Genomic DNA, 25,582 nt, shown 5'->3' with positions numbered 1-25,582 from the left:
ATACGCCTAGGTTGGAACAAGGGTGGAACCACGAAAACACATTCGTCCCTTTCCTAGGGATGAGTGTGTTTTTTATTACTTTGAAGGGAGGTGCGGTAACATGAAACTATTTATACGTATGGAAATAACCACCACCTGCATAATTAAAAAGCAGAGCAAGGTGATTGATAGAGATAAATAATAAAATTGTAGGAGGAGATTAGAAGATGAATAACGTTATAAATGTTGGGGTATTAGGTTTAGGTACGGTCGGAAGTGGTGTTGTTCATATTTTGAAAGAACATTATAAAAAAATCGCTCTTGATACAGGATACGAAGTGAAAGTGAAAACAGTCGTTGTACGTGATTTAGAAAAAGAACGCGATGTTTGTATTGATGGAATTGCAGTAACAAGCCATGTAGATGAAGTTCTAAATGATTCAAATATTGATATTGTAGTAGAGGTAATGGGTGGAATTGAAGAAGCAAAACAGCATATTGTTAAGGCTTTACGAAATAAGAAACATGTCGTAACAGCAAATAAAGATTTAATGGCTGTATACGGTGCAGAGCTTCTCAAATTAGCGAACGAAAATGATTGTGATCTATGTTATGAAGCAAGTGTAGCGGGTGGTATTCCAGTGTTAAGAGGACTAACTGACGGGCTAGCATCAGATCAAATTGAAAAAATAATGGGAATTGTAAATGGTACAACAAATTATATGTTAACAAAAATGAGTCAAAATGGGTGGTCTTATGAAGAGGCTTTACAGGAAGCGCAAAAATTAGGTTTTGCAGAATCGGATCCGACAGCAGATGTAGATGGACTAGATGCGGCGAGAAAGGTAGCAATTCTTGCAAACTTAGGTTTTTCGATGAATGTTTCATTAGATGATGTGCAAGTAAGAGGGATTCGAAAGGTCGAAAAAGAAGATTTACAAATGGCTGAAAAGTTAGGATTTACTATGAAGTTAATTGGTAAGGCAGAAAAACAAGGACCAGCCATTCATTTAAGTGTAGAACCGACGCTTTTACCGAGACGGCATCCATTATCGAATGTAAATAATGAATTTAATGCAGTATATGTTCATGGTCAAGCGGTAGGAGAAGTAATGTTTTACGGACCTGGAGCTGGAAAGTTGCCAACTGGTTCTGCCGTAGTAAGTGATATTATTTCCATTGTTAAAAATATGAATCAAGTTCCGAAAAATAAAAGTGCATTAAAAGAACCAGTTCCTTATGAATTACAAGGTGATGAAGAAGTAGTTTCGAAATATTTCTTGCGTATTTCATTACGAGATGAGCCTGGGATGTTACAAAAAATAACAGAATGTTTCGTTAATTACTCTGTAAGTTTAAAAGAAGTTATTCAATTACCTTTAAACCGTGAACTGGCAGAAGTTGTTGTTGTGACACATCGAACTTCCAAGTATCAATTCGAACGAGTTTTAGGAGCGATAGAAGCTGTCGCAAGTGAAATAAACAGTTACTACATTATTGAGGAGGAAAAACAATATGTATAAAGGACTATTAAAACAGTATGCTTCTTATTTACCGGTGAATGAAAAAACACCTGATGTGAGCTTAATGGAAGGAAACACACCTCTTATTCCGTTATTAAATATATCAAAGCAATTAGGGGTTCAGCTATATGGTAAGTACGAAGGAGCGAATCCGACAGGTTCTTTTAAAGATCGTGGTATGGTGATGGCAGTTGCTAAGGCGAAAGAAGAAGGTTCAGAAGCAATCATTTGTGCATCAACAGGTAATACATCAGCATCAGCTGCAGCATATGCGGCACGTCTTGGGATGAAATGTATAATCGTCATCCCTGAAGGAAAGATTGCGCATGGAAAATTAGCGCAAGCGGTCGCTTATGGAGCTGAAATTATTTCAATAGAAGGGAATTTCGATGATGCACTTAAGGCTGTAAGAAATATTGCTGCAGAAGAGCCGATTACATTAGTAAATTCAGTGAACCCTTATCGAATTGAAGGGCAAAAAACGGCAGCATTTGAAATTTGTGACCAATTGCAAAATGCACCAGATGTTCTAGCTATCCCTGTTGGGAATGCAGGGAATATTACAGCATATTGGAAAGGCTTCTGTGAATATGAGAAAGAAAAAGGTTATAAGAAGCCAAGAATTCATGGCTTTGAAGCTGAAGGAGCAGCTGCAATTGTAAAAGGGCATATAATTGAAGAGCCTGAAACAATTGCAACAGCGATTCGCATTGGTAACCCAGCAAGTTGGTCGTATGCAGTAGAGGCTGCCGAGCAGTCTTGTGGTGAAATAGATATGGTATCAGATGAAGAAATTTTATATGCGTATAGGTTATTAGCAAAAACTGAAGGAGTTTTCGCTGAACCAGGATCAAATGCTTCATTAGCCGGCGTAATTAAGCATGTTCAATCTGGAAAAATCAAAGAGGGAGAAACAGTTGTTGCGGTATTAACTGGAAATGGTTTGAAGGATCCGGATATTGCTATTTCTTCAAATCAACTAGACATCGCAAGTGTGTCAAATGATATAGAACAAATTAAAAATCATATTAAAGGGGTGATTATGTCGTGATACCATTAAGCGTTCGTGTCCCTGCTAGTACGGCGAATGTTGGTCCTGGATTTGATTCAGTTGGAATAGCTTTGTCATTGTATTTAGATGTGGTGGTTAAAGAAAAAGCTGATAAGTGGCAAGTAATCCATTCCTTTGAAGAATCAATTCCGACAGACGATAAAAATTTAATCGTTAGCACGGTATGTAAAGTATGTCCTTCTATATCACCCCATATAATAGAAGTTACTAGCAATATCCCATTAACGAGAGGGCTAGGAAGTAGTGCATCAGCGATTGTAGCTGGGATAGAGCTTGCGAATCAACTAGGTGATTTGAACTTAACTGCTGATCAAAAAGTTCAAATTGCTACAAATTTTGAAGGACATCCTGATAATGTTGCTGCTTCTATATTAGGTGGAACTGTAATCGGAGCACTTGATGGAAAGGATATTTCCGTCGTAAGAATTGAGAGCAAGGAATTAGGGGTAATTTCTCTTATTCCGAATGAAGAATTAAATACAGATGAAAGTCGATCTGTATTACCAAAGATGTTTCCGTTTCATGAGGCAGTTAAAGCTAGTGCGATAAGTAACGTATTAGTAGCTGCATTATGTCAAAAGCGGTGGGAAGTTGTAGGTGAAATGATGGAGAGAGACCATTTTCACGAGCCATATCGTTTAGAACTCGTACCGTTATTACCATCTATTCGTAAATGCGCAAAAGAATTTGGTGCGTACGGCACAGCACTTAGCGGTGCGGGACCATCTATTTTTATATTAACGCCATATGAGAAACGTCAAGAAATCGCTGAGCAATTAGCGAGAGTATTTACAGATATGAAAGTATGTGAGCTTGAAATCGACCATAAAGGTATTATTGTAAATAAGGAAGAGCATATTGGATTATAAAGAAAGCTGGCATGGCTAGCTTTCTTTACGTTGCAAACCTATTTTAAATTGGGTTTTTTCGGAAAAAATATAAAACAAATGTTGATTTTGAATAATGTAAGTAAAGAGTGCATTCATTTTGGAGGTGATTAAATGAATAAAGAGTCACCAGAAGAAAAAAGAGAGCGTATGAGACAAAGTGAATTAAAAAGTAATCCTACGGGTTCTTTACATGACGGACTCAATAGAGCGGAAACAGGTAGTCCAGTTGATATAGCAGGTGGTATGAATTGGAAAGGTACAGGGATAATCATTTTAGTACTACTTTTAGGATACATTGTATACACTTATTTTTTCAGTTAAAGAATGCTTGTTAAAATTTTGATTTGTTTAGTTTCATAATTGTTGAGAAAAAATGCAGTTACTGTATTACATATCTTCTAAGCGAATTATAGTTGTTCATATCAACTTTTAATACTCCAAATAGAGCTAGCAAAATGCTAGCTCTATTATTTTTTGCCACATTTCTGTAACAAACCACCTGTATATTCATTGGTGGAGGTGCAGAGGATGAAAAAAATGATAGCGATATGTCTTCTAACAACTATGCCATTTTCGACTTTAGTCGGTTGTGACGTAAAAGGTAGTAATGCTGTACAAGAGTCTAAAATAAAGAAAGCGACGTATAAAGATTTTACTTATGATGTAAATCCAGAAACATTCACAGTAACTGTAGAACATGAGGGTGTAAAGGAACAGGCATCACAACCCCTACCGAAAATGAAGGTATCGAATGTAAAAAAAGAAAAGGATCGTACATCGTGGGAATATCCAGATCAAAAAGTAAAAATAAAATTAGAAAAGAAAAAAGACCACTTAAACATTGAAGTGGAATCGACTGGTGCAGAAAGTTTTACATGGCCGAAAGTAGAAGCTGAAAATTATACACTTCCGTTATGGGAGGGTAAGCAAATTCCGAGCAATGATGAGAATTGGAAGAAGTTTTTAAAGGATGATGCATATTCATTTGCTGAATCATTTTCTATGAAGTTTTTCGCATTAAATGGTTCGAAATATTCAATTGTATATATTGCAAACAATATGTTTAATAATGAATTGAAATTTCATTCGGATCCGAAAATAGGATTTGATTTTACACATGAATTTCCGAGCATAAATAAAAATAAAACATATGGATTTCAATTATATGTGACAAATAATGATGCGGTAAGCATTGCTAAACTGTATAAGGATGATATTGTTCGAAAAGGTGAATTTAAAACATTACAAGAAAAGGCTAGAAAAAATAAAGAAATCGAAAAGTTATATGGAGCGGCGCATTTTTATTTTTGGAATCAAAATGGTTTATCAGAAAGTAATATAAATTGGCCAAAACTAAGAGAGCAAATAAATAGCCCGCTGTTTAGCCATATAAAAGAACTTATTCAAAAGAATAGTTCAGAGCCTGGGGAACTGAATGTATTAGATCAAGTAAGTAAACAAGATTTCATTGATAAGTATCAAAAAAATGTTATTTTACGTTATATAAACGAAGTATTATCTATGAAGGAATTTTATAAAGAGGATATTTTTCAAAACGTTAATCAGGAAGCTAGTGTGCTATTAAAGAAAGGTGTAGGTCACTTAACGAATACAGAATTGTATAGCTTAAATAAGCATTCATTAAAGTCGCTACTTGGTGATGCGGTTGAAGAGGTAAGTAAATGGGGTAATGCAGATGGAACGGATATACTAAAGGAAATGAAAGAGGCAGGAATAGAAAAAGCGTGGATTGGTCTGCCGAACTGGGAACAAGGATTTATGCAACCTAATTTCGTGACAAAAGCTAAGGAAATGGGGTATTTAGTTGGTCCGTATGATTCATATCATTCCATTCACGAAAAAAGTGATAAAAATTGGAACACAGCATCCTTTAATGACCCATCATTATACGAAGAGGCTACTGTAACGAAGAAAAACGGAGAAAAGGTGCAAGGCTTTTTAGGCAGAGGTCGCAAGTTAAACCCGACTTTATCGCTGCCTAGTGTAAAGGAACGCGTGAATGATATATTACAAAATGGTCCTAAATATAATTCATGGTTTATTGATTGTGATGCGACAGGTGAAATTTACGATGACTATTCAGCGAAACATATAACGACACAAGAGCAAGATTTAAAAGCACGTTTAAAACGAATGGACTACATTGCACAAGAAAAGGGTATGGTCGTTGGTTCTGAAGGTGGAAATGATTTTGCTAGTAGTACGATTGCATTTGCACACGGAATTGAAACACCTGTTATTAAATGGGACGATGAAGATATGCGGAAAAATAAAACAAGTCCGTATTATGTCGGTGGATATTGGTCACCAAATCAAAATGTTCCCGAAAAATATGCAAAACAAGTACCATTGAAAGAAGAATATAAACAAGTGTATTTAAACCCAGTATATTCGGTACCATTATATAAATTAGTATACAATGATTCCGTTATTACAACGCACCATTGGGAATGGGGAAGTTTAAAGGTAAAAGATGAAGTTGGAAATCGAATGCTGTCTGAATTATTGTATAATGTTCCTCCGTTGTACCATTTAGATGAAGTAGAGTGGAATAAGCATAAAAAAGAAATTACAGAGCATCTAAAAGTTTGGAATGAAGTTCATGAAAAAGCAGTAAAAGAAGAGATGACGAATTTTGCATATTTGTCAGAAGATAAGCTAGTACAATCTGTTTCTTATGGAAAAGATATTAAAATCATTGTGAACTTCTCAAATGAAGACATGGAAGTAGAAAAAACGAAAATAAAAGCAAAGTCGGCTTTTATTGATAATCAGGGGAAGAAAAGCATGTATACGCCGTTTGAGAAATAATAACGTGAAATATACTGTATTCATAGAGATTTTATAATTAGCTGGACTCTTTATTCATATCATTTATCTGGAAAAAGATATCCTGATTTAAAATGAAAGAGTTAATGAATTTGTAAATTCACATGTTGCGAAGTGCTAAATTTTTGAAATTGGTAAATAGTGACTTGCCAAAAATAAGTACGAGAGTATAATGTGAAATGGAATACGTATTGGGTTTAAGTAGTAACCTTACAAAATTGTAAGGTTAGTGAAAGGAAATTCAATATGAAGATAAATAGACTTACATTATACTTGGTAAAGAGAAAGAGAGGCGAATGGGTATGAGCTCTGAATTAGAACAAAATACGAGAAGTAATAAAAAGCGTTCTAAAAGAAAGTCAATAAAATGGTTCATATTAATTCCATTTTTCCTACTTATTTTTGGAGGAGTAGGATATGGTTCGTTTATATATAATAAAGCAAAAGCAGTTGTAAATGATGCATATGCAAAAATTGAAAAGTCATCAAAGCGTGATAAAGAAGTTGAACCTTTAAAGGATAATATTTCAATATTAATCATGGGTGTAGATGGAAGTGAAATGAGAAAAAGCCAATATGGCGAAGCAGTTCGAACAGATGCACTTTTATTAGCAACAATTAATAAAGATGATAAGTCTGTTAAGCTAGTAAGTATTCCACGTGATTCACGTGTTTATATTCCAACTAGAAAAAAATTAGATAAAATTACTCATGCTCACGTATTTGGTGGCGTAGAAAGCACACGCGATACAGTGGAAAGATTTTTAAATGTCCCTGTTGATTATTATGTGAAGTTTAACTTTGAATCATTCGTACAAATTGTCGATTCAATTGGTGGTATTGATATTGATGTACCAGTTACTTTCACTGAACAAGATAGTAAAGACCAAGCTGGTATGATCCATTTAGAAAAAGGTTACCAACATTTAAATGGAGAACAAGCACTTGCACTTGCAAGAACGCGTAAAATTGATAGTGACGCAATGCGTGGACAGAGACAGCAACTTGTAATAGAAGCAATTGCCAAAAAAGCGATGTCTGTTCAATCAATTAGCAAAATGGGCTCTTTACTAGATGCGGTTGATAAAAACATGAAAACGAACTTAACATTTGACGATATGCTTGCCATTACAAAAAATATGGCAGGAACTAATTTGGAAATGGAAAAAATGCAAATAGAAGGTACAGATAAACGTATCGGTGGTATTTATTATTACATTCCAAATGAAAAAAATATAAAAGATATTTCAAAAAAATTAAATGATCATTTAGGTGTAACGCCAAAATCAGTTCGAAACGAATAATAAAAAAAGATTGGCTTTTGCCAATCTTTTTTTTGAAGTGGATTAGCAACTTTTTAATAACGTTTTTTTGTTCTAGAAAAATTATACTAAAATCATTTTAATTTATATAAACAAAAGGTGTAATTATACGATATACTAGAGGGGACTATTTGGAAATTAGCTCCTAAAGTTGAAGGAAAGGAAATTCAATTTATCACTATTTATAGAACAATTGAATTGGTGGAAATTGAAACAGGTTAAAGAAAGACTGTTCAAAATGCAATTACATATTCATACACATTGAAGCGATTAAGGTGAAAGATGAAGAGATAGTAATTGCGAAAGATCATTTATCATATATTGACCAGCTATTTTGCCAGATTAATAATTATGTAATAGGTGAAAGTATGGTTTAGCTATCGTCAAAAAATGGTGGATCTTCATGGAGATACGTTGAGTCTTATAAGCACATGGAACAATACTTTTGATAAAACTCCCAGTATAATACAAAAAAATCTGTTTACATGGTGAAATAAAAATAAATAGATGTATAATTATATTGGGCGATTTATATATAAGATTAATAGGGAGAGGAATTCGATAGAATGGAAAAAGCTTTAAAAATTAAACAAATAGTAGTCGTTTTAATAGCGATTGCCGCAGTAGCTATTGGGTATTACATGTTCCAATCAATTACTTCACCAGCAAAAGCTGTTGCGAAACAAGAAAATGTAGTGCAGCTTGCAAGTGAACAGCCGAAAGTTGAAATGAATAAAACGGCACCAAGTCGTTTTAATGGAAAAGAAAGAAAAGTTGCTTATCTTACATTTGACGATGGGCCAGGGAAATATACGGCTGAATTATTAAATACGCTAAAACAACATGATGCGAAGGCGACGTTCTTTTTAATTGGAGCGAATGTAAAAGAATTTCCTGATTTAGTGAAACGTGAAAATGCTGAGGGTCATTATGTAGGCATGCATAGTATGACACATAATTTCGCAAAGTTATATAAAAATGGCGAGTATGTAAATGAAATGAAAGAAGATCAAGGTTTAATCGCTAATATTATTGGGAAATCACCTAAATTAACACGTCCTCCATATGGTTCGATGCCTGGATTGAATGAAGGTCTTCGAAATAAAGTGGTAGAAGGCGGATTTAAAGTATGGGATTGGACAATTGATTCATTAGATTGGAAATACAATAAAATGCCAGTTGATGCAGCTGCAGCACAAATTGCTCAAAATGTCTTAACAAACGCAACAAAACCACAAGAAGTAATTTTAATGCATGATATTCACCCGCAATCAGTTGCTGCTGTGCCAGCAATTTTAAAGGGGCTAAAAGAAAAGGGTTATGAGTTTGAAGCTTATCATGAAGAGAGTCACTTTCCAGTGAACTTCTGGCATGATAACCGTATGTAATGGAGGAATGAACGTTGAAGTATGGAAAAGTAGCAGTAGTTGGAGCATTATCAGTAGGGCTTTTAACAGGTTGTTTCGGTGAAAAGCCAGAAGAAAATCTATATACAGCTTTTGAAACAGCAGCAACACAAGAAAAATCTTTAGTGGATGAAGCAAAAAAATTAGAGCAGTTAGAGAAACAAGGGCAAGAATTATATGCTCAAATTTTGCAAGAAGGTAAAGATCATAATGAAGCAGTTGTGAAGAAAATAGAGCAAGCTACTGCAAATGTAGATGACCGTGAAAAAGTATTGAAAAGTGAAAAAGAAATGCTAGAAAAAGCACAGAAGGAAACGAAATCTGTTCAAAGTAATATAGAGAAAATTGAAGATAAGAAGTTACAAAAACAAGCAAAAGCAGTAGAAGAGTCGTATAAAAATCGTTATGATGCATTCAAAAAGATGAATGAAAATTACACGAAAGTGTTAGCGACTGAAAAAGAACTGTATGAAAAATTAAAAGTAAAAGAAACGAAATTAAAAGAAATCGGTGAAAAAGTTAAAACTGTTAATGAATTAAATGTGGAAGCACAAAAATCGAAAGAGCAGTTTAACAAATTTACAAAAGAGTATAATGACAGTAAATTAGCATTCTACAAAGATGCAGAGATTAAGATTAAAGGTCAGAAATAAAGAAGAATCTTAAGCATAATAAAAAGCCGGAGAAACATCGTTACAAATGTTTTTTCGGTTTTTTATGTTGAATGAATAGAAAAGACTGGAATTGATATCATAAAAGAGTTATAGTGAATTATTCCAAGGGAAATATTGTAAAGTAAGGAGAATGGAAATATGTCATATGAATTTTTACTCAAATTAGGTTTAGCACTCTTTTTAGGATTATTCATCGGGATAGATAGGCAGCTAAAGAATAAACCGCTTGGTGTGAAAACAAGTATGGTTATTTCTGTAGCAAGTTGTTTAATTACGATGGTTTCAATTGAAGCCGTACATGTATATTCTGTTCCAGGGCATACAAATATGGATCCAATGCGTCTAGCTGCTCAAATTGTGAGTGGGATTGGTTTTCTTGGGGCAGGTGTTATTTTACGAAGAAGTAATGATGTTATTTCTGGATTAACGACAGCTTCTATGGTGTGGGCTGCTTCAGCTTTAGGTATAGCAATTGGGGCAGGCTTTTATTTACAAGCGACGGTTGCTATGATTTTAATTATTTTAGCAATTAACGTACTTCCACAACTTGTGAAAATTGCAGGTCCGTATTCATTACGACAAAAGGATTTATCTATAAAAATTACTGTAAAAGAGCATCATGAGTTAGATGGTATATTTAAGCAAATTAAAAATTTAGGTATGCATGTGAAACGAGTGAAAATTAAAGATATAGATAGTGGAGCATTTCAGCAATTGGAAATGGTTATTTTAGCTCCAGAAGATTTATATACAACAGAGTTATATAGCTCCCTGAAAGAGATTGATCGTGTTGTTTCAGTGGAAGTGGAAAGTAGATAATTATGATAAAAAAGAGTGAAGTGCATTCGCTCTTTTTTTATTTGGATTTTTAAGGAAATAAATTGATATAATGATGAATAACAAGGGGGAGAAATGATGGAAATACATATTAGAAGAGCTATAAAAGATGATATACGAGGTATAGCAAAGGTGCATGTTGATAGCTGGAAAACAACGTATAAAGGTATATTTGCTGACGAATTTTTAGAAAATATAACATATGAGCAACGAGAAAAACAATGGGAAAACATTTTTCAACAAGAAGATACATGCCAATATAGATTTGTAGCAGAGACGTTAAATGGAACGATAGTCGGATTTATTGATGGGGGAGTTGAAAGAAGCGGTGCATATAATTGTGATGGGGAATTATATGCAATCTATCTTTTACAACAGTATCAAGGATTGAAAATAGGCCAAAAGTTATTTCAAGCGTTACTATCAGAATGTGTAAAGAATGATATGCAATCTCTTTTAGTTTGGGTTGTTACGAATAATCCTTCTAAAAAGTTTTATGAAAAATTCAACCCTGAAAAAATTGATACGAAATTTTTAGAGAGAGTAAAGGTAGAAGAAACAGCGTATTGTTGGAGAGATTTGAATTTGTTACAAAAACAAACAGCTATATAGATTGATGCAAATAATAATATTATGTAAACGTATCGTAGAGAAAGGTATACCTCATTTGGTGTACCTTTTTATTAATCCATCAAAAAATGGATTAAAAATAGTAGGTAATTAGTTTGAAAACAAGAATTTTTCTAGTGTACTTTTAACTAGATTAAAGAAAAGAAAGAAAAAAAGAAAAATTTTATTTGATAAAAAAATTCTGAAATATACTCTTGAATTGAATATCATTATCAATTAGAATCATAATTGATAACGACATTCAATTATCGTTTATTATATAAAATTTCGATAGCTTTAATATAAAGAGGAGGACCAACATGCAGCATGCGAAACAAATCGCAGAACATGCAACATTACAAAGCTTTTTAAACTGTTATTTAAGAGAAACAGGGAGTGGAGAATGGATTACAGAGGATGAAAGAATGAAGAGTATCTTCAGTAATACGTTGAATAGAGATACAGTCCCCACATATTTATGTTGTCGGCTATCGGCACAGAACGTTACTTTGTATGGAGAAGTTATATATAAATCATCAACAGATCGCCATTTGTTTGGAGAAAAATTTTATTATCAAATTGGAGATAGTAATTCTGTTATTAAAGCAGATTACGTTACAGTTATTACATTTTTAATAAAAGAGATGTCTATCAACTACGGAGAAGGAACGAATCCTGCGGAACTTATGCTTCGAGTCATTCGTAGTTGTCAAAATATTGAGGGATTTATAAAAGAGAGAATAGAAGATACATCCGCATTATACGGTTTCCATACAACTTTTATAGAAGCGGAGCAGTCTTTATTATTTGGGCATTTAACTCATCCTACACCAAAGAGTAGACAGGGGATATTGGATTGGAAAAGTGAAATGTATTCTCCAGAATTAAAAGGAGAATGTCAGCTTCATTATTTTCGGGCACATAAAAGTATAGTAAATGAAAAATCATTATTATCAGCTTCTACAACAACGATTATAAAAGAAGAATTAAGTAATGATGAGATGGTTAGTAAGGAATTTATAGCGAAGTACTGTAAGGAAGATCAATATGCATTAATTCCAATTCATCCGCTTCAGGCAGAATGGCTCTTGCATCAAGCTTACGTACAGGATTGGATAGTTCAAGAATTGCTTGAGTATATTGGACCTGTAGGTAAGTATTTTATGGCAACATCATCACTAAGGACGCTGTATCATCCCGATTCGAAGTATATGCTTAAGTTTTCATTTCCGGTGAAAGTAACGAATTCAATGCGTATTAATAAACTGAAAGAACTTGAGAGTGGTCTTGAAGGGAAGGAAATGTTAAATACGGCTATTGGTGAAGTACGAGAAAGATTTCCAGGCTTTGATTTTATTTGTGATCCAGCCTATATTACATTAAATTATGGAACACAAGAATCTGGATTTGAAGTGATTATTCGCGAGAACCCTTTTTATAGTGAACATGCAAACGACGCAACATTAATTGCTGGGCTAGTTCAAGATGCTATACCTGGGGAGCGTACGCGGTTATCGAATATTATTCATCGCCTAGCAGATTTAGAAAGTAAAAGCTGTGAAGAAGTAAGCTTAGAGTGGTTTAGAAGATATATGAATATTTCTTTAAAGCCAATGGTATGGATGTATTTACAGTATGGTGTTGCATTAGAAGCTCATCAGCAAAATAGCGTTGTTCAGCTAAAAGATGGTTATCCGGTCAAATATTATTTCCGTGATAATCAAGGATTTTATTTCTGTAATTCAATGAAAGAGATGCTTAATAATGAATTAGCTGGTATTGGAGAACGTACTGGAAATTTATATGACGACTATATTGTGGATGAGAGATTTCGTTACTACTTAATTTTCAATCATATGTTTGGCCTCATTAATGGTTTTGGCACAGCAGGATTAATTAAGGAGGAAATTCTTCTCTCGGAATTAAGGTCTGTACTTGAATCATTCCTTCCGTATAACCGGGAACCTTCAACATTTTTAAGAGAATTATTGGACGAAGATAAGTTAGCGTGTAAAGCAAATTTACTAACGAGATTTTTCGATGTCGATGAGTTAAGTAATCCATTAGAGCAAGCAATTTATGTGCAAGTACATAATCCGCTCGTTAGAGAAGTGGCTGTTCGTTCATAAATAGCGTTAAAATTTCACGTAATACAAATAATGGTATTTTGTCATAAGGTGGAGGGTTTTATGAGAGTGGACATGTATCATACGAAAGTATTGAAGGCGCTCGAATCAGAAGATTACATTTCAGTACGAAGAAGAGTGCTACGTCAATTAGTAGAATCGTTAATTTATGAGGGGATTATTACACCGGTTCGCATAGAAAAAGAAGAACAAATTCTTTTTATAATACAAGGACTTGATGAAGAAGACAAAAGTGTCACGTACAAATGCTATGGCAGGGAACGGATGACATTTGGACGTATTTCTTTAGACTCATTAATAGTAAGAGTCCAAGATGAACAGCAAGAAATACAATCTGTCTCGCAATTTCTAGAAGAAGTTTTTCGAGTTGCTAGTGTAGAACAAGCCAAATTAGATTCTTTTATGCACGAATTAGAACAAACAATATTTAAAGACACGATTGCACAATATGAAAGAAATAATAAGAAAGAATACAATCAAAAATCTTACGATGAGTTTGAAAGCCATTTAATAGACGGCCATCCATATCACCCTAGTTATAAAGCTCGTATTGGATTTCAATATCGTGACAATTTTCAATATGGATATGAATTTATGCAGCCAATAAAACTCATATGGATTGCAGCGCATAAAAAATACTCCAGTGTAGGGTATGAGAATGAAGGAATTTATGACGAAATTTTAATAGAGGAGATTGGTGAGCGTAAATTAGAAGAGTTTATGGAGCGAATTTGTAATCGGGGATGTAATCCAAAACAGTACGTGTTTATACCTGTTCATCCTTGGCAGTGGGAGAATTTCATCATTTCAAATTATGCGGATCATATACAGGGTAAATTTATTATTTATTTAGGAACATCAGAGGATGAGTATTGCGCACAACAGTCAATGAGAACGGTAAGAAATATTACGAATCCAAAGAAACCGTACGTTAAATTATCGATGAATTTACTCAACACTTCAACACTCCGTACGTTGAAACCGTATTCTGTTGTGAGTGCACCAGCAATATCAAATTGGTTAAGTGATGTTGTAAGTAATGACGCCTATTTAAGCGATGAAGCACGTTTAATCTTGTTAAAGGAGTTTTCCAGTGTAACGTATGACACGAATAAGAAAGCTATATATGGTTCATTAGGATGTATTTGGCGCGAAAGCGTTCACAAGTATTTAGATGCACAAGAGGACGCAATTCCTTTTAATGGTTTATACGCTAAAGAGAAAGATGGTACACCAATTATTGATGCATGGTTGAACAAATATGGAATGAAGGATTGGCTACAATTACTTATTCAAAAAGCGATGATACCAGTTATACATCTTGTTGTAGAGCATGGCATCGCACTGGAATCACATGGACAAAATATGATTCTAGTCCATAAAGAAGGGGTGCCTGTTCGTATTGCGTTAAAGGATTTTCATGAAGGGCTTGAGTTTTATCGTCCATATTTGAAAGAAGTTGATAAATGTCCCGACTTTACTAAAATGCATAGAACATATGCGAATGGAAAAATGAATGATTTCTTTGAAATGGATCGCATCGAATGTTTGCAAGAGATGGTATTAGATGCACTTTTCCTGTTTAATTTAGGAGAATTAGCGTTCGTACTTGCGGATGAATATGGATTGAAAGAAGAACGTTTTTGGATAATGGTTGTTGAAGAAATTGAAAATCATTTAAGAATATATCCACATTTGAAAGGTAGATTTGAAAATATTCAATTATATGCACCTACATTCTATGCTGAACAATTAACGAAACGTCGATTATATATGGATGTGGAATCGCTTGTTCATGAAGTTCCAAATCCATTGTATAGAGTAAGACAACTTATGAAACAAAAATCAGTTGTTACAGGGGGAAATTATGCTAATCGTTAATAAACAAGAGTATAGCAAAAGTGATTTTGAATTGAGATTACAAGTTTATGCGGAAATGGAACAATTTCAAAAAGCAGAAGGAAATAGATTTGCACTTTGTCTGAAAGATCCATTCGATATTATTACGCTTGTGTTTTTCTTAAAAGAAAAGAAATCATCAGTATTACTTATACATGAAGATACGCCAAAAGAAACAGCTATTGAAATGGCAAAGCGTGCAAATTGTGTAGGAATTTTATATGGAGAATATGGGGATTTTACAAAATTAGAAGTAGGGAACTTTTTACTAGAAGAGCCTTCTTTATTGCAATATAGTTCTGGAACTACAGGGGAACCGAAATTGATTCGTAGAGCATGGACAGAAGTTGATACGGAAATTACCGCTTATAATGAAGCTTTAAACTGTGGAGTAGATGAAGTGCCAATCGTTATGGCTCCTGTTTCACATTCATACGGACTAATATGTGGTACGTTATCAGCAATTAAGAGGGGGAGCAAGCCTGTAATCATTACGAACAAAAATCCTAAATTCGCATTAAATATAGTTCGTAATACAGAAAAACATATCATATATGCAGTGCCACTTATGTTACACATTATGGGGAGTTTTCCATTAGGAACGTTTCGGTTTCATAAAATTATGACATCCGGATCGCCTTTGCCAGAAGCACTATTTTATAAACTAAAAGAAATGACAACATTTATGATGCAGCAATATGGTTGTTCTGAAGCAGGTTGTATTAGTATATGTCATGATATGACAAGCCATTTAGATTTAGGGAACCCTCTACCTCATGCGAGTATAAGCATAGGTTCAGATGAAAATGCACCGGAAGAAATCGTCGTGAAAATGAACGATAAGGAAATTTTCACGAAAGATTTAGGGTATAAATCTGAGCGTGGCATTCATTTTATGGGGCGTATGGATGATGTAATTAACGTTTCAGGATTAAAAGTCTTTCCTATAGAGGTAGAAGAAACAATGCTTCGATTGGAAGGTGTTCAAGAGGCAATTGTATATCGAGGGAAACATCCTGTGATGGGCGAAATAGTTAAAGCGAAAGTGATCTCTCATGTTGATCCAGTGCAAATAAGAGAATGGTGTATTCAGCACTTACCTTCTTATAAAGTTCCGCATGAAATTGAAAGTGTAAATGAAATTCCTAAAAATAAAACGGGAAAAGTAAGTAGAAAGTTACTAGAGATGGGAGAGGTTACAACATGAGACGGGAAGCGTTAAAGAATGCCGTGTTAAAAATTATGATAGAAAAAATGGAACTGAAAAATGTAACGCATTTAGAAGAAACGATGCGCTTAAATCAAGATTTATATATAGATTCGGTAATGATGTTACAGCTTATTGTATACATAGAAATGGATTTAAAGCTATGCGTTCCAGAGGATGAGGTAGATCCAAAAGCATTTCTTACTGTAGGATCTTTGCTTGATTTTATGGAGGAGTTACAGCCGTTACAGGAAGTAAATGTGAATAACTAACCTTTAGGAAAGTGGATGAGAGTATGACTTCAATTAAAGTGCACTGTTTAGTGAGTTGTTTTTGTGAAATTATAAAAAGGCGTAGCGACATTGATTTTCGTCCATTTTATTTTGGACTATGGGATGGAGATTTTGATATAACAGAAGGCGGAATTATTTCATATCACTCTGAAAACATTAACCATGATCATTATTTACTTTGGTTTGAAAAATTGTACGGTATTAAAGTAAACGAATGGTATGATCATGCAAAAGATAAAGATAGCAATGTAGAAATGTTTTTAGAATTAGTAGAAAACAAGCCGGAAAATCGTTATATCATTGTAATGGTTGATATGTCTTTATTGCCAGAGAGGGAAAATAAATTTCATCAAAAACCGTTTCCGCATTATTTAATGATATCAAAAACAGAGAAAGAAGAAGAGTGGTTCATGCTAGATCCTGATTTTCGTTGGGAAGGGAATATGGAAAGAGAAAAAGTACTTCACTCTGTTCAAGATAACCCATTTGGTGGAGGGTATTTCATTGATATAGAAAGAATTGGGGAGCCAACGCAAGAAACAGTAGCTAGTTATTTCACAGAAACATTCAAAAAGAACGACAATGAACTGACTATGGAACTAAAAAATGTAATTGTAAAAATGGCAAATGAGGAAGAAGGGTATACGCTTTCTGGACTTGTAGCAGCAGTAAAACAAATACCAGTACTTGCAATTCGTAAATATAGTTATGAGCATGCCTTTGCATACTTCCGTGAAACGTTGCAATATTCGGAGCAAGAATTTGATTATTGGTGTGATCGGGTAGAGGATATTGTACAAGGATTTACAAATGTACAGTATCGTGCAATTAAAATGGCAATGACGAATAATAAAGGTATGCTAGTATCGATTATTGAAAAACTGGATGAAATGAATGCAATTGAACTGCAAATTAAGAAGGAATTAGAGAGACAGTTTCTATCATGGAAAGGTATGAAAACAAATCAGTCTGTCGTAACTCTTTAATAAGCTAACTGAATTTAAGATAGGGGAGTTTAATGCTATGAAATATTCGCTATGTACCATTTCATTTCGTCATCAATTAATTTCATTTACTGATATTGTTCAATTTGCATATGAAAACGGTTTTGAAGGAATTGAATTATGGGGGACGCATGCACAAAATTTGTACATGCAAGAACGTGAAACGACAGAACGAGAATTGAATTTTCTAAAGGATAAAAACTTAGAAATTACGATGATAAGTGATTACTTAGATATATCATTATCAGCAGATTTTGAAAAAACGATAGAGAAAAGTGAACAACTTGTAGTACTAGCTAATTGGTTTAATACGAATAAAATTCGCACGTTTGCTGGGCAAAAAGGGAGCGAGGACTTCTCGGAACAAGAGAGAAAAGAGTATGTGAAGCGAATACATAAGATTTGTGATGTGTTTGCTCAGCACAATATGTATGTGCTGTTAGAAACACATCCCAATACACTAACGGACACATTGCCTGCTACTATAGAACTATTAGAAGAAGTAAATCATCCGAATTTAAAAATAAATCTTGATTTTCTTCATATATGGGAGTCTGGCGCAGATCCAATAGACAGTTTCCATCAATTAAAGCCGTGGACATTACATTACCATTTTAAGAATATATCTTCAGCGAATTATTTGCCTGTGTTTGAACCTAATAATGTATATGCTGCAGCAGGAAGTCGTATTGGTATGGTTCCGTTATTTGAAGGTATTGTAAATTATGATGAGATTATTCAGGAAGTGAGGGATACGAATCTTTTTGCTTCCTTAGAATGGTTTGGACATAACTCAAAGGAGATATTAAAAGAAGAAATGAAAGTATTAATAAATAGAAATTTAGAAGTAGTAACTTCATAATGTGAAATGATGTGAGAGTCTCGTTTAGAGGCTCTTTTTTTATCGTGAAATAATAACCAAAAATTTCCATGTATTTTAATTTGAATTTTACACAATTTATATATAAATAAGGAGGTGATTGGTAATGGCTAGAAATCGTAATTCTAATCAATTAGCATCACATGGAGCACAAGCGGCTTTAGATCAAATGAAGTATGAAATTGCACAAGAGTTCGGTGTACAACTGGGAGCTGATACTTCTTCACGTGCAAACGGTTCTGTAGGCGGTGAAATCACAAAACGCCTAGTAGCGATGGCAGAACAACAGCTTGGTGGCGGATATACTCGCTAAATGTAGAAGGTTATAGGAGAAAGGAAGGATTCTTCCTTTCTTTTTTTTTCAATTAATTGGTATGGATATATAGCGAACAGAATTCAAAGAATAGAAGTAATACTATATTTTACCCAATTTCTTTTGTTGTGAATGGGAAGTATTAAAGATGTAATAGCCCTGGTGGAATGAAAATTATGTTCCAGCAGGGCTATTATATGGTAAGAAATATATGATGAAAGGTTCCGAAATCAACATGTTAAAAAAAGAAAACTGTTGTTTAATTGCGCTTGCATCAGTTCCACTTGTCATGACATTAGGGAATTCAATGCTTATTCCAATCTTGCCGACAATTGAAAAGAAATTACATATTTCATCGTTTCAAGTATCCATGATTATTACAATTTACTCTATCGTAGCCATTTTACTTATACCGATTGCTGGTTATTTATCAGATAGATGGGGACGAAAGATGGTAATGGTTCCGAGTTTGCTGATTGCGGCTATAGGAGGAGCGATAACTGGTTGGGTATCTTGGAAAGTTGATAATCCCTACATTTGGATACTAATGGGTAGAGCGATTCAAGGTATTGGTGCTGCTGGTGCAATGCCGGTTGTTATACCGTGTGTTGGTGATTTATACAAAGATGAAAAACAAGTTAGTACAGGTTTGGGAATCATTGAGACATCCAATACATTTGGAAAAGTGCTGAGCCCTATTTTAGGATCTGCTCTTGCTGCCATTGTATGGTTCTTACCATTTTGGGCGATTCCAGTTTTATGTGTCGTATCAATTGTTTTATTGCTGGTATTAGTAAAGGCAAAAAAACAAGAAGGGGAAGTACCACCACTAAAAGAGTTTATTCAATCTATTATCTCTACGTTTCGAGAAAAGGGAAGATGGTTAATTGCCATTTTTGCATTAGGTGCAATTATTATGCTTATTTTATTCGGAATTCTCTTTTATTTGTCGACTATACTGGAATCAAAGTATGACATTCATGGTATATGGAAAGGGTGTGTGCTTGCTATCCCGTTACTTGTACTGTCACTTAGTTCATATATGGCCGGTAAAAAAATTGGAGATAATCAAAATGTTATGAAGAAGTGTATTTATATTGGTTTTTTAATGGCAGCTGCATCAGTCATCATTCCTTTATTTATAAAAGGGATTTATTTACTACTTCTTTGTCTTGTTATTATGGGGATAGGAATTGGTATGGCACTCCCATGTTTAGATGCCCTCATTACACAAGGAATTGAAAAGGAGCAAAGGGGAACGGTTACGTCATTTTATAGTTCAATGCGATTTATCGGTGTAGCAGCTGGACCACCTTTATATTCTTTTTTTATGAAAGGGGCGGACCATGAAGTGTTTTATTTGACAAGTATTTTTGCTGCCATTGGTGCTGTTATAGCAATCATTTGGATTAAACCAGCAAAAGATGAAAAGACGGTAAAACAGAAACCGGAACCTACTTCATAATTTATAAGAGAATTGCATGATGTTTTCAGTAACATGCAATTCTCTTACGTTCATTAAGAATAAATAACTTGTTTTAACATATAAAGCGCGACACCCCATATGATGAGACCAGAAAATTTATTTAATAATAAGATTGCCTTTCCGGTTGAGTCTAGTCTTTTTAGAAATTTCCCCGCTAAAGCTAAGCTTATAAACCAAATCCAAGAAACGATAATAGTTGCAAGTGTGAAAGCCCATTTTTCACTTCCTATGTATTGAATAGAATTTGTTCCAATTACACCGATTGTGTCTAAAATTGCATGTGGATTTAATAATGAGACTGATGCTGCGAAAAGGATTTGCTTTTTTAAGGGCATACTTTTTTCTTGTTTTACATCGTTGGAAGGGTTACTTCTCCAAATAACAAAGCCCATATATAGGAGAAAGAAAAATCCAATTATATATAACGAGTTAGTTAGCCAAGAAAAAGTAAGGAGTACAAGGGAGACACCTTGCACCGCAATCAATATGAGTAACGTATCACATATAGAGGCAGTTAATACTACAGGGGCTGCCCTCCAAATGTTTGGTTGGCTCGCACCTTGGTTAAAGACAAAAACATTTTGTACACCTAATGGAATGATAAGTCCAAATGCAAGAATGATACCATGAATAATTGCTTCACTCATCATATTACCTCCTATTTTAATTCATTATGATAGTGTATATTGTATAGAAGAAATGAAAATTTGTATCCATCCATATGGTTGGGGAGGTTACCAACCAAAAAGAATATAAGGTGATATGATGGAAAGATTCGTTTGGAAACCGAATATGTCTCTAGCGACGCCGCTGTATAAACAAATAGAAACGTATATAAAAGAAAGGATCGTTAATGGAGAATGGACCGTTGGAACAAAATTACCTTCACAAAGAGATTTGGCCCATACATTTGGTGTGAATCGAAGCACAATTGTAATGGCTTTCGATGAACTAGTTGCGAAGGGATATATTGAAGGGAATGGCAGGAAAGGAACAATTATTGTAAATAATAATGAGAATGCTTCAACTTACGCACCCCCGCCTAATTGGCAGTCTTATGTAGAAACAGGAGTTCATTATCCGAATCTCCCAGCTATTCAAGAGATTAATCAAGCTGAATTTTATCCACATGTAATTCGGTTAGGAACAGGTGAGCTCGAGCCGAGTCTCTTACCTGAGACAAAGATGAAAGAAATTATGAATAAGCTTTTAAAGTCAAATGTGACGCTTGGGTATGAAGAGCCGAAAGGAAATCTTTATTTAAGGGAAAAGATTTCCGAATACTTAAAGGGGCATGGTGTATATGTATCTCCTGACTCTATATTAATTGTTTCGGGAGCAATTCAAGCGCTGCAACTTATTTCTATGGGGCTTCTTTCGAAAGGGGCATCAATCTTATTAGAGAAACCATCCTATTTATATTCACTTAATGTTTTTCAATCAGCAGGAATACGTTTAATTGGAATCCCAATGGATGAGAGTGGCTTACATCCATCATTTATTGAGAAATATAAGAAGCAATTTAATGCCTCTATTTTATATACAATTCCGTCTTTTCATAATCCGACGAATTTTAGTATGGATACTAAGAGGCGAAAAGAAATAATGGAAGTATGTAATGAAATTGGATTACCTATTATAGAGGACGCAGTGTATCAAGACTTATGGTTTGATGCACCTTGTTCAAAACCTTTAAAAGCCTATGATAAAAATGGAATCGTATTACATATTGGAAGCATGTCCAAAGTAATTAGTCCAGGTTTAAGAATTGGATGGATTGTTGGACCCGAGCCAGTAATTCAAAGATTGTCAGACATAAAAATGCAAACAGATTATGGTTCAAGCTCTATATCCCAGCAAATTGCAGCAGAGTGGTTTACAAATGGTCTATATGATGAGCATTTACGATTTGTAAGAAGTGAATTGAAAAAACGAAGAGATTTTATGTTACTAATGTTAGATAAATATCTTCGTGAAATAGCAACTTGGCATGAACCAACAGGTGGGTTTTATATATGGGTACATATAAAAGTACCCATTTCATATCGTAGTTTATTTGATAAAGCTCTGCGAGAAAAGGTTTTATTAAACCCAGGTACTTTGTATGATAGAAGTGCAAATCAATTTTTGCGCCTATCATATTCATATGCAACGTTAGAAGAAATTGAAATAGGTATAAAAAAACTTGCACAACTAATGAAAAAGTAAGAGGAGAAAGTCATGAAACAATATGTAATTTGCCAAATGATTGGTGGACATAAATACTTAGCTGCTTATGCGGAGACGAAGCAAGAGGCGATTGAAAAAGCAGAACTGTTAGGATTAAGAACGGGAAATCGTTACATAGTTATTACTGCAGAAGAAGCCGAAGGGTTAACGTATCCTTAAACAATGTACGAGATTATATAGGAAGTAAATAAGCCTAGTAATATAAGAATTTTGTTAAAAACACCGAAAGGCGTTATCGGACTTTCAGTTACTGATTTCTCATAAAATGTTCCACATTATATGGAGTAAGAGAAAAGGATAGATAACGCAGATATAATCGGCTTTATCTATCCTTTTTTAGTACCACATATGACCTCATTTACTACTACAACAATAGGGGATTTTACTACAACATGTTGTAGGTCATATTGGGGTAGCACCACATCGCCATCAAGCTAACAAGAACGAGTTACCCCAAAACGAAAAAAATGAGCTGAATTCCCATGGACAACTATGAAGGGATAAAATATTTATTTTGGGGGTATTTCAAAATATTAGCTTGATGGGCATGGGGTAGTGTCAGGAAAATGCGGATTTACAACGCTAAGCCCTTTTCCAAGTCGATTCCCCCATTTTTAACAACGTTAAGAAAGTTGTAGTGGTCTTAAAGAATCTAATGAGAGCACTTTCTCCGAATTAAAATGATATTCTCCTAGTAAATTAATATGTTCCCAGCCTAAAGGTGACATATGGTGCAATAAGTCTTCATTAAAACTACCTGTCTCTTTTTGATATTCAACTGCTTTTGTTAGATGTAGGGTATTCCAGATACTGATAGCATTGATAATTATGTTTAAAGCACTGGCTCTTTGCAATTGATGCTGTATGGTTCGTTCCCTAAGCTCTCCTTGTTTTCCGAAGAAAATAGCTCTTGCCAGTCCATTCATCGCTTCTCCTTTATTCAATCCTCTTTGTATTTTTCTTCTTAAAGTTTCATCCGATATGTAATTAAGAATAAAGATCGTTTTTTCTATTCTTCCCATTTCGCGTAAGGCTGTAGCTAAGACCTAATTTCCCCATATATAGAAAGCTGTCGGAAGAGAAACAAATCGTTCCTTATTCCATTAAGGGCCATATAATGGAGTAAGGAATGATTAAGGAAGTTTATGATAAAATTAGATAGAGTTTGTAAAAAGTGTATTTAAACTAAGCACCCGATAATTGAATAAGATAGAATAAAACTCTAAGGCAAGGGATAGCCTTAGAGTTTTATTATTTTTGATGCTTCTTTTTTCCAGTAAGTGATTATTCTGGTTAACATGAAAAAATTGCTAGGTTTAACAAACTCTTAGCGATTTTTTATGTTTAAATCTTGTGTCTGTTGAAAGTTCTTTGAGTTAATTCAATAAAATCTTCCAATGGAGGAGTCATCCATTTATCCTTATGCCAAGCGATATGGGTGAAAATAGGAGGAATATTATTATCCCATTTTAATTCCACCATTCTCCCCATTTTAATATCTTTTTCAACAACCATTGTAGGTAATGCAGCAATTCCTAATCCTGCAATCACACATTGCTTTATGGCTTCGATACTACCAAATTCAAACTTATTTACTGGGTAGACTTTTGCTGAGTGACAAGACTTTTCTAAAAGAGTACGGTAGGAGCAACCACTTTCGGTTAATAGCAGTGTTTCATGCTCAATATCTTTAAGATAAACCTCTGACTTCGAAGCTAATGGATGGTTTGGAGCAGCCACCATCTTGATATCTTCTTGTATCAAAGGTTTTATCGTTAAAGCTTCTTCAGGTTTCGTTATATCCATAATGAAGGCAATATCAAGCATACCATTCATTAGTTGCTTTCTAGCTAACTCGTCGGAATGAGCTGGTTTAAATATTAACTTTACATTAGGGTATCGATCTTTAAATTCTTTTAATATGGTAGGTAACCTATAAGTACATTGACTTTCTTGTGCTCCGATGATAAGGGTGCCAGAAGGTTCTTTATTTCCACTGATGGCCATTTTTGCTTCTTCATTTAGTTTAATGATTTTTTCCGCATAGATTTTAAATTCTTTTCCTGCCTCGGTTAATGTTAGGCGTTTACCTAAGCGTTCAAATAAAGGTTTTTCTAGCTCTTCTTCTAATGCTTTAATTTGGGCTGTCACACTAGATTGAGCAAAGTTTAATATACTAGCTGTTTTGGTGAAATTAAGAGTTTCGGTAGCCGTCTTAAAAGTGATGAGTTGTTTAATATCCATATTCGTCTCCCTCCTAAATCGGAAATATCGATTTAACCAAACGAAATAATCTGTTTTACTGATTTATATGTGTAGTTTAAGCTATAAATTATAAACAGTCAAAAAAAGGAGTGGAATAATTATGAGTATTGCAGTTATTTACGGAGGTACTCGCCCAAATGGAAATACAGAGACGTTAACTAAACGTTCTATTAAGGATCTCGAAGTAGATTCCATTTACTTAAGGGATTACAATATTAAACCAATAGATGATATGCGCCACACTGAAGACGGCTTTCAAGATGTTGGTGATGATTATAACTCCCTAATATATCGAATGGTGCACCACGATATTCTCATATTTTCGACACCGATTTATTGGTACAGTATGACAGGAACAATGAAGAACTTTATTGATCGATGGTCCCAAACGATGAGAGAGCCTCAATATAAAGACTTTCGAAAAATCATGTCTAAGAAAAAGGCCTATGTAGTTGCAGTTGGGGGAGATTCTCCTTTTATAAAAGGATTACCATTAATTCAGCAATTCAACTACATCTTTGACTTTGTTGGTCTACCTTTTGAAGGATATATTATTGGGAAAGGAAATAAACCTGGAGATATATACAAAGACCAGGAAGCTTTTTATGCAGCTGATCAATTACATGAAACCTTAAACTTCTTATCGTCTTCCTCTTATACAAAAAAAGAAGCAAAAAGGGAAGTGTGAAAGGGGAGT

Annotated in this window: 23 protein-coding genes and 1 pseudogene; 21 read left to right on the top strand and 3 right to left on the bottom strand. The window is 34.3% G+C overall.

The features are described from left to right. Positions 1 to 206: 206 nt before the first annotated feature. The 18 genes from MR167_RS09430 (at position 207) to bcbE (ending at position 20,370) form a co-directional block, all read left to right on the top strand. Positions 207 to 1,502, top strand: a complete 1,296-nt coding sequence (locus tag MR167_RS09430; protein ID WP_106081305.1) for a homoserine dehydrogenase — start codon at positions 207 to 209, stop codon at positions 1,500 to 1,502. Further along, a complete protein-coding gene (thrC, locus tag MR167_RS09425; RefSeq protein ID WP_106081304.1) occupies positions 1,495 to 2,553 on the top strand; it encodes a threonine synthase in 1,059 nt (352 codons plus the stop codon). Before MR167_RS09430 ends, thrC begins: the two co-directional genes overlap by 8 nt. Further along, entirely contained in the window at positions 2,550 to 3,443 is an 894-nt protein-coding gene (gene thrB, locus MR167_RS09420) for a homoserine kinase (protein WP_242314445.1), read from the top strand. The genes thrC and thrB overlap by 4 nt, the downstream gene beginning before the upstream one ends. Before the next feature lie 132 nt (positions 3,444 to 3,575). Beyond that, positions 3,576 to 3,785: a DUF6366 family protein gene (locus tag MR167_RS09415; RefSeq protein ID WP_001031479.1), complete on the top strand. Its 210-nt coding sequence runs from the start codon at positions 3,576 to 3,578 to the stop codon at positions 3,783 to 3,785. A gap of 207 nt (positions 3,786 to 3,992) precedes the next feature. Continuing rightward, positions 3,993 to 6,296 (top strand): glycoside hydrolase, encoded by a 2,304-nt coding sequence (locus tag MR167_RS09410; protein WP_242314444.1) that lies wholly within the window; start codon positions 3,993 to 3,995, stop codon positions 6,294 to 6,296. A gap of 320 nt (positions 6,297 to 6,616) precedes the next feature. Further along, on the top strand, positions 6,617 to 7,618 hold the full coding sequence (locus tag MR167_RS09405; protein ID WP_002083270.1) for an LCP family protein: 1,002 nt from the start codon (positions 6,617 to 6,619) through the stop codon (positions 7,616 to 7,618). Between the two features lie 584 nt (positions 7,619 to 8,202). After that, positions 8,203 to 9,024 (top strand): peptidoglycan-N-acetylglucosamine deacetylase, encoded by an 822-nt coding sequence (locus MR167_RS09400; protein ID WP_000409482.1) that lies wholly within the window; start codon positions 8,203 to 8,205, stop codon positions 9,022 to 9,024. Positions 9,025 to 9,038: 14 nt separating this feature from the next. Continuing rightward, on the top strand, positions 9,039 to 9,695 hold the full coding sequence (locus MR167_RS09395) for a YkyA family protein (RefSeq protein WP_242314443.1): 657 nt from the start codon (positions 9,039 to 9,041) through the stop codon (positions 9,693 to 9,695). Between the two features lie 159 nt (positions 9,696 to 9,854). After that, positions 9,855 to 10,535, top strand: a complete 681-nt coding sequence (locus tag MR167_RS09390; RefSeq protein ID WP_000119503.1) for an MgtC/SapB family protein — start codon at positions 9,855 to 9,857, stop codon at positions 10,533 to 10,535. 96 nt (positions 10,536 to 10,631) lie between these two features. After that, on the top strand, positions 10,632 to 11,165 hold the full coding sequence (locus tag MR167_RS09385; protein WP_000402427.1) for a GNAT family N-acetyltransferase: 534 nt from the start codon (positions 10,632 to 10,634) through the stop codon (positions 11,163 to 11,165). A gap of 317 nt (positions 11,166 to 11,482) precedes the next feature. Then, complete coding sequence (locus MR167_RS09380; RefSeq protein WP_242314442.1) at positions 11,483 to 13,291, top strand: IucA/IucC family protein; 1,809 nt, start codon at positions 11,483 to 11,485, stop codon at positions 13,289 to 13,291. A gap of 60 nt (positions 13,292 to 13,351) precedes the next feature. Beyond that, on the top strand, positions 13,352 to 15,190 hold the full coding sequence (locus MR167_RS09375) for an IucA/IucC family protein (RefSeq protein WP_242314441.1): 1,839 nt from the start codon (positions 13,352 to 13,354) through the stop codon (positions 15,188 to 15,190). Further along, positions 15,177 to 16,415 carry an AMP-binding protein gene (locus MR167_RS09370; protein WP_000909565.1) on the top strand — a complete coding sequence of 413 codons (1,239 nt, stop codon included), beginning with the start codon at positions 15,177 to 15,179 and terminating at the stop codon, positions 16,413 to 16,415. Before MR167_RS09375 ends, MR167_RS09370 begins: the two co-directional genes overlap by 14 nt. Further along, the gene (gene asbD, locus MR167_RS09365; protein ID WP_001250559.1) at positions 16,412 to 16,687 is read left to right on the top strand and encodes a petrobactin biosynthesis protein AsbD; all 276 of its coding nucleotides are present in this window, start codon (positions 16,412 to 16,414) and stop codon (positions 16,685 to 16,687) included. Before MR167_RS09370 ends, asbD begins: the two co-directional genes overlap by 4 nt. A gap of 23 nt (positions 16,688 to 16,710) precedes the next feature. Continuing rightward, complete coding sequence (locus MR167_RS09360) at positions 16,711 to 17,694, top strand: DUF6005 family protein (RefSeq protein ID WP_000200700.1); 984 nt, start codon at positions 16,711 to 16,713, stop codon at positions 17,692 to 17,694. 37 nt (positions 17,695 to 17,731) lie between these two features. Next, positions 17,732 to 18,574, top strand: a complete 843-nt coding sequence (locus tag MR167_RS09355; protein ID WP_242314440.1) for a sugar phosphate isomerase/epimerase family protein — start codon at positions 17,732 to 17,734, stop codon at positions 18,572 to 18,574. A gap of 124 nt (positions 18,575 to 18,698) precedes the next feature. Beyond that, positions 18,699 to 18,905, top strand: coding sequence for an alpha/beta-type small acid-soluble spore protein (locus tag MR167_RS09350; RefSeq protein WP_000113545.1), 207 nt, complete (start codon positions 18,699 to 18,701; stop codon positions 18,903 to 18,905). A gap of 235 nt (positions 18,906 to 19,140) precedes the next feature. Then, the gene (gene bcbE / locus MR167_RS09345) at positions 19,141 to 20,370 is read left to right on the top strand and encodes a bacillibactin exporter BcbE (protein WP_002083274.1); all 1,230 of its coding nucleotides are present in this window, start codon (positions 19,141 to 19,143) and stop codon (positions 20,368 to 20,370) included. 53 nt (positions 20,371 to 20,423) lie between these two features. Here the strand turns inward: bcbE and MR167_RS09340 are convergent, their stop codons facing one another. Next, positions 20,424 to 21,038 carry a LysE/ArgO family amino acid transporter gene (locus MR167_RS09340; protein ID WP_001287302.1) on the bottom strand — a complete coding sequence of 205 codons (615 nt, stop codon included), beginning with the start codon at positions 21,036 to 21,038 and terminating at the stop codon, positions 20,424 to 20,426. Between the two features lie 118 nt (positions 21,039 to 21,156). Here MR167_RS09340 and MR167_RS09335 point away from each other — a divergent pair, with 118 nt between their 5' ends. Both MR167_RS09335 and MR167_RS09330 read left to right on the top strand, forming a co-directional pair. Next, positions 21,157 to 22,599: an aminotransferase-like domain-containing protein gene (locus tag MR167_RS09335; RefSeq protein ID WP_242314439.1), complete on the top strand. Its 1,443-nt coding sequence runs from the start codon at positions 21,157 to 21,159 to the stop codon at positions 22,597 to 22,599. A gap of 12 nt (positions 22,600 to 22,611) precedes the next feature. Next, on the top strand, positions 22,612 to 22,779 hold the full coding sequence (locus MR167_RS09330; protein WP_000816388.1) for a DUF3933 family protein: 168 nt from the start codon (positions 22,612 to 22,614) through the stop codon (positions 22,777 to 22,779). Positions 22,780 to 23,243: 464 nt separating this feature from the next. Here the strand turns inward: MR167_RS09330 and MR167_RS09325 are convergent. Further along, a pseudogene (locus tag MR167_RS09325) lies at positions 23,244 to 23,663 on the bottom strand (Tn3 family transposase); the annotation flags it as partial. Positions 23,664 to 23,964: 301 nt separating this feature from the next. Next, entirely contained in the window at positions 23,965 to 24,864 is a 900-nt protein-coding gene (locus MR167_RS09320) for a LysR family transcriptional regulator (protein ID WP_000351941.1), read from the bottom strand. A 121-nt stretch (positions 24,865 to 24,985) separates the two neighbouring features. On the opposite strand from MR167_RS09320, the gene MR167_RS09315 reads away from it, so the two are divergent. Beyond that, complete coding sequence (locus MR167_RS09315) at positions 24,986 to 25,573, top strand: flavodoxin family protein (RefSeq protein WP_242314437.1); 588 nt, start codon at positions 24,986 to 24,988, stop codon at positions 25,571 to 25,573. The last annotated feature ends 9 nt before the right edge of the window (positions 25,574 to 25,582 follow it).

It is taken from the genome of Bacillus cereus group sp. BfR-BA-01355 (assembly GCF_022663675.1).
GTDB lineage: Bacteria > Bacillota > Bacilli > Bacillales > Bacillaceae_G > Bacillus_A > Bacillus_A thuringiensis_S.
This window is presented reverse-complemented; position numbering and strand designations above follow the sequence as displayed.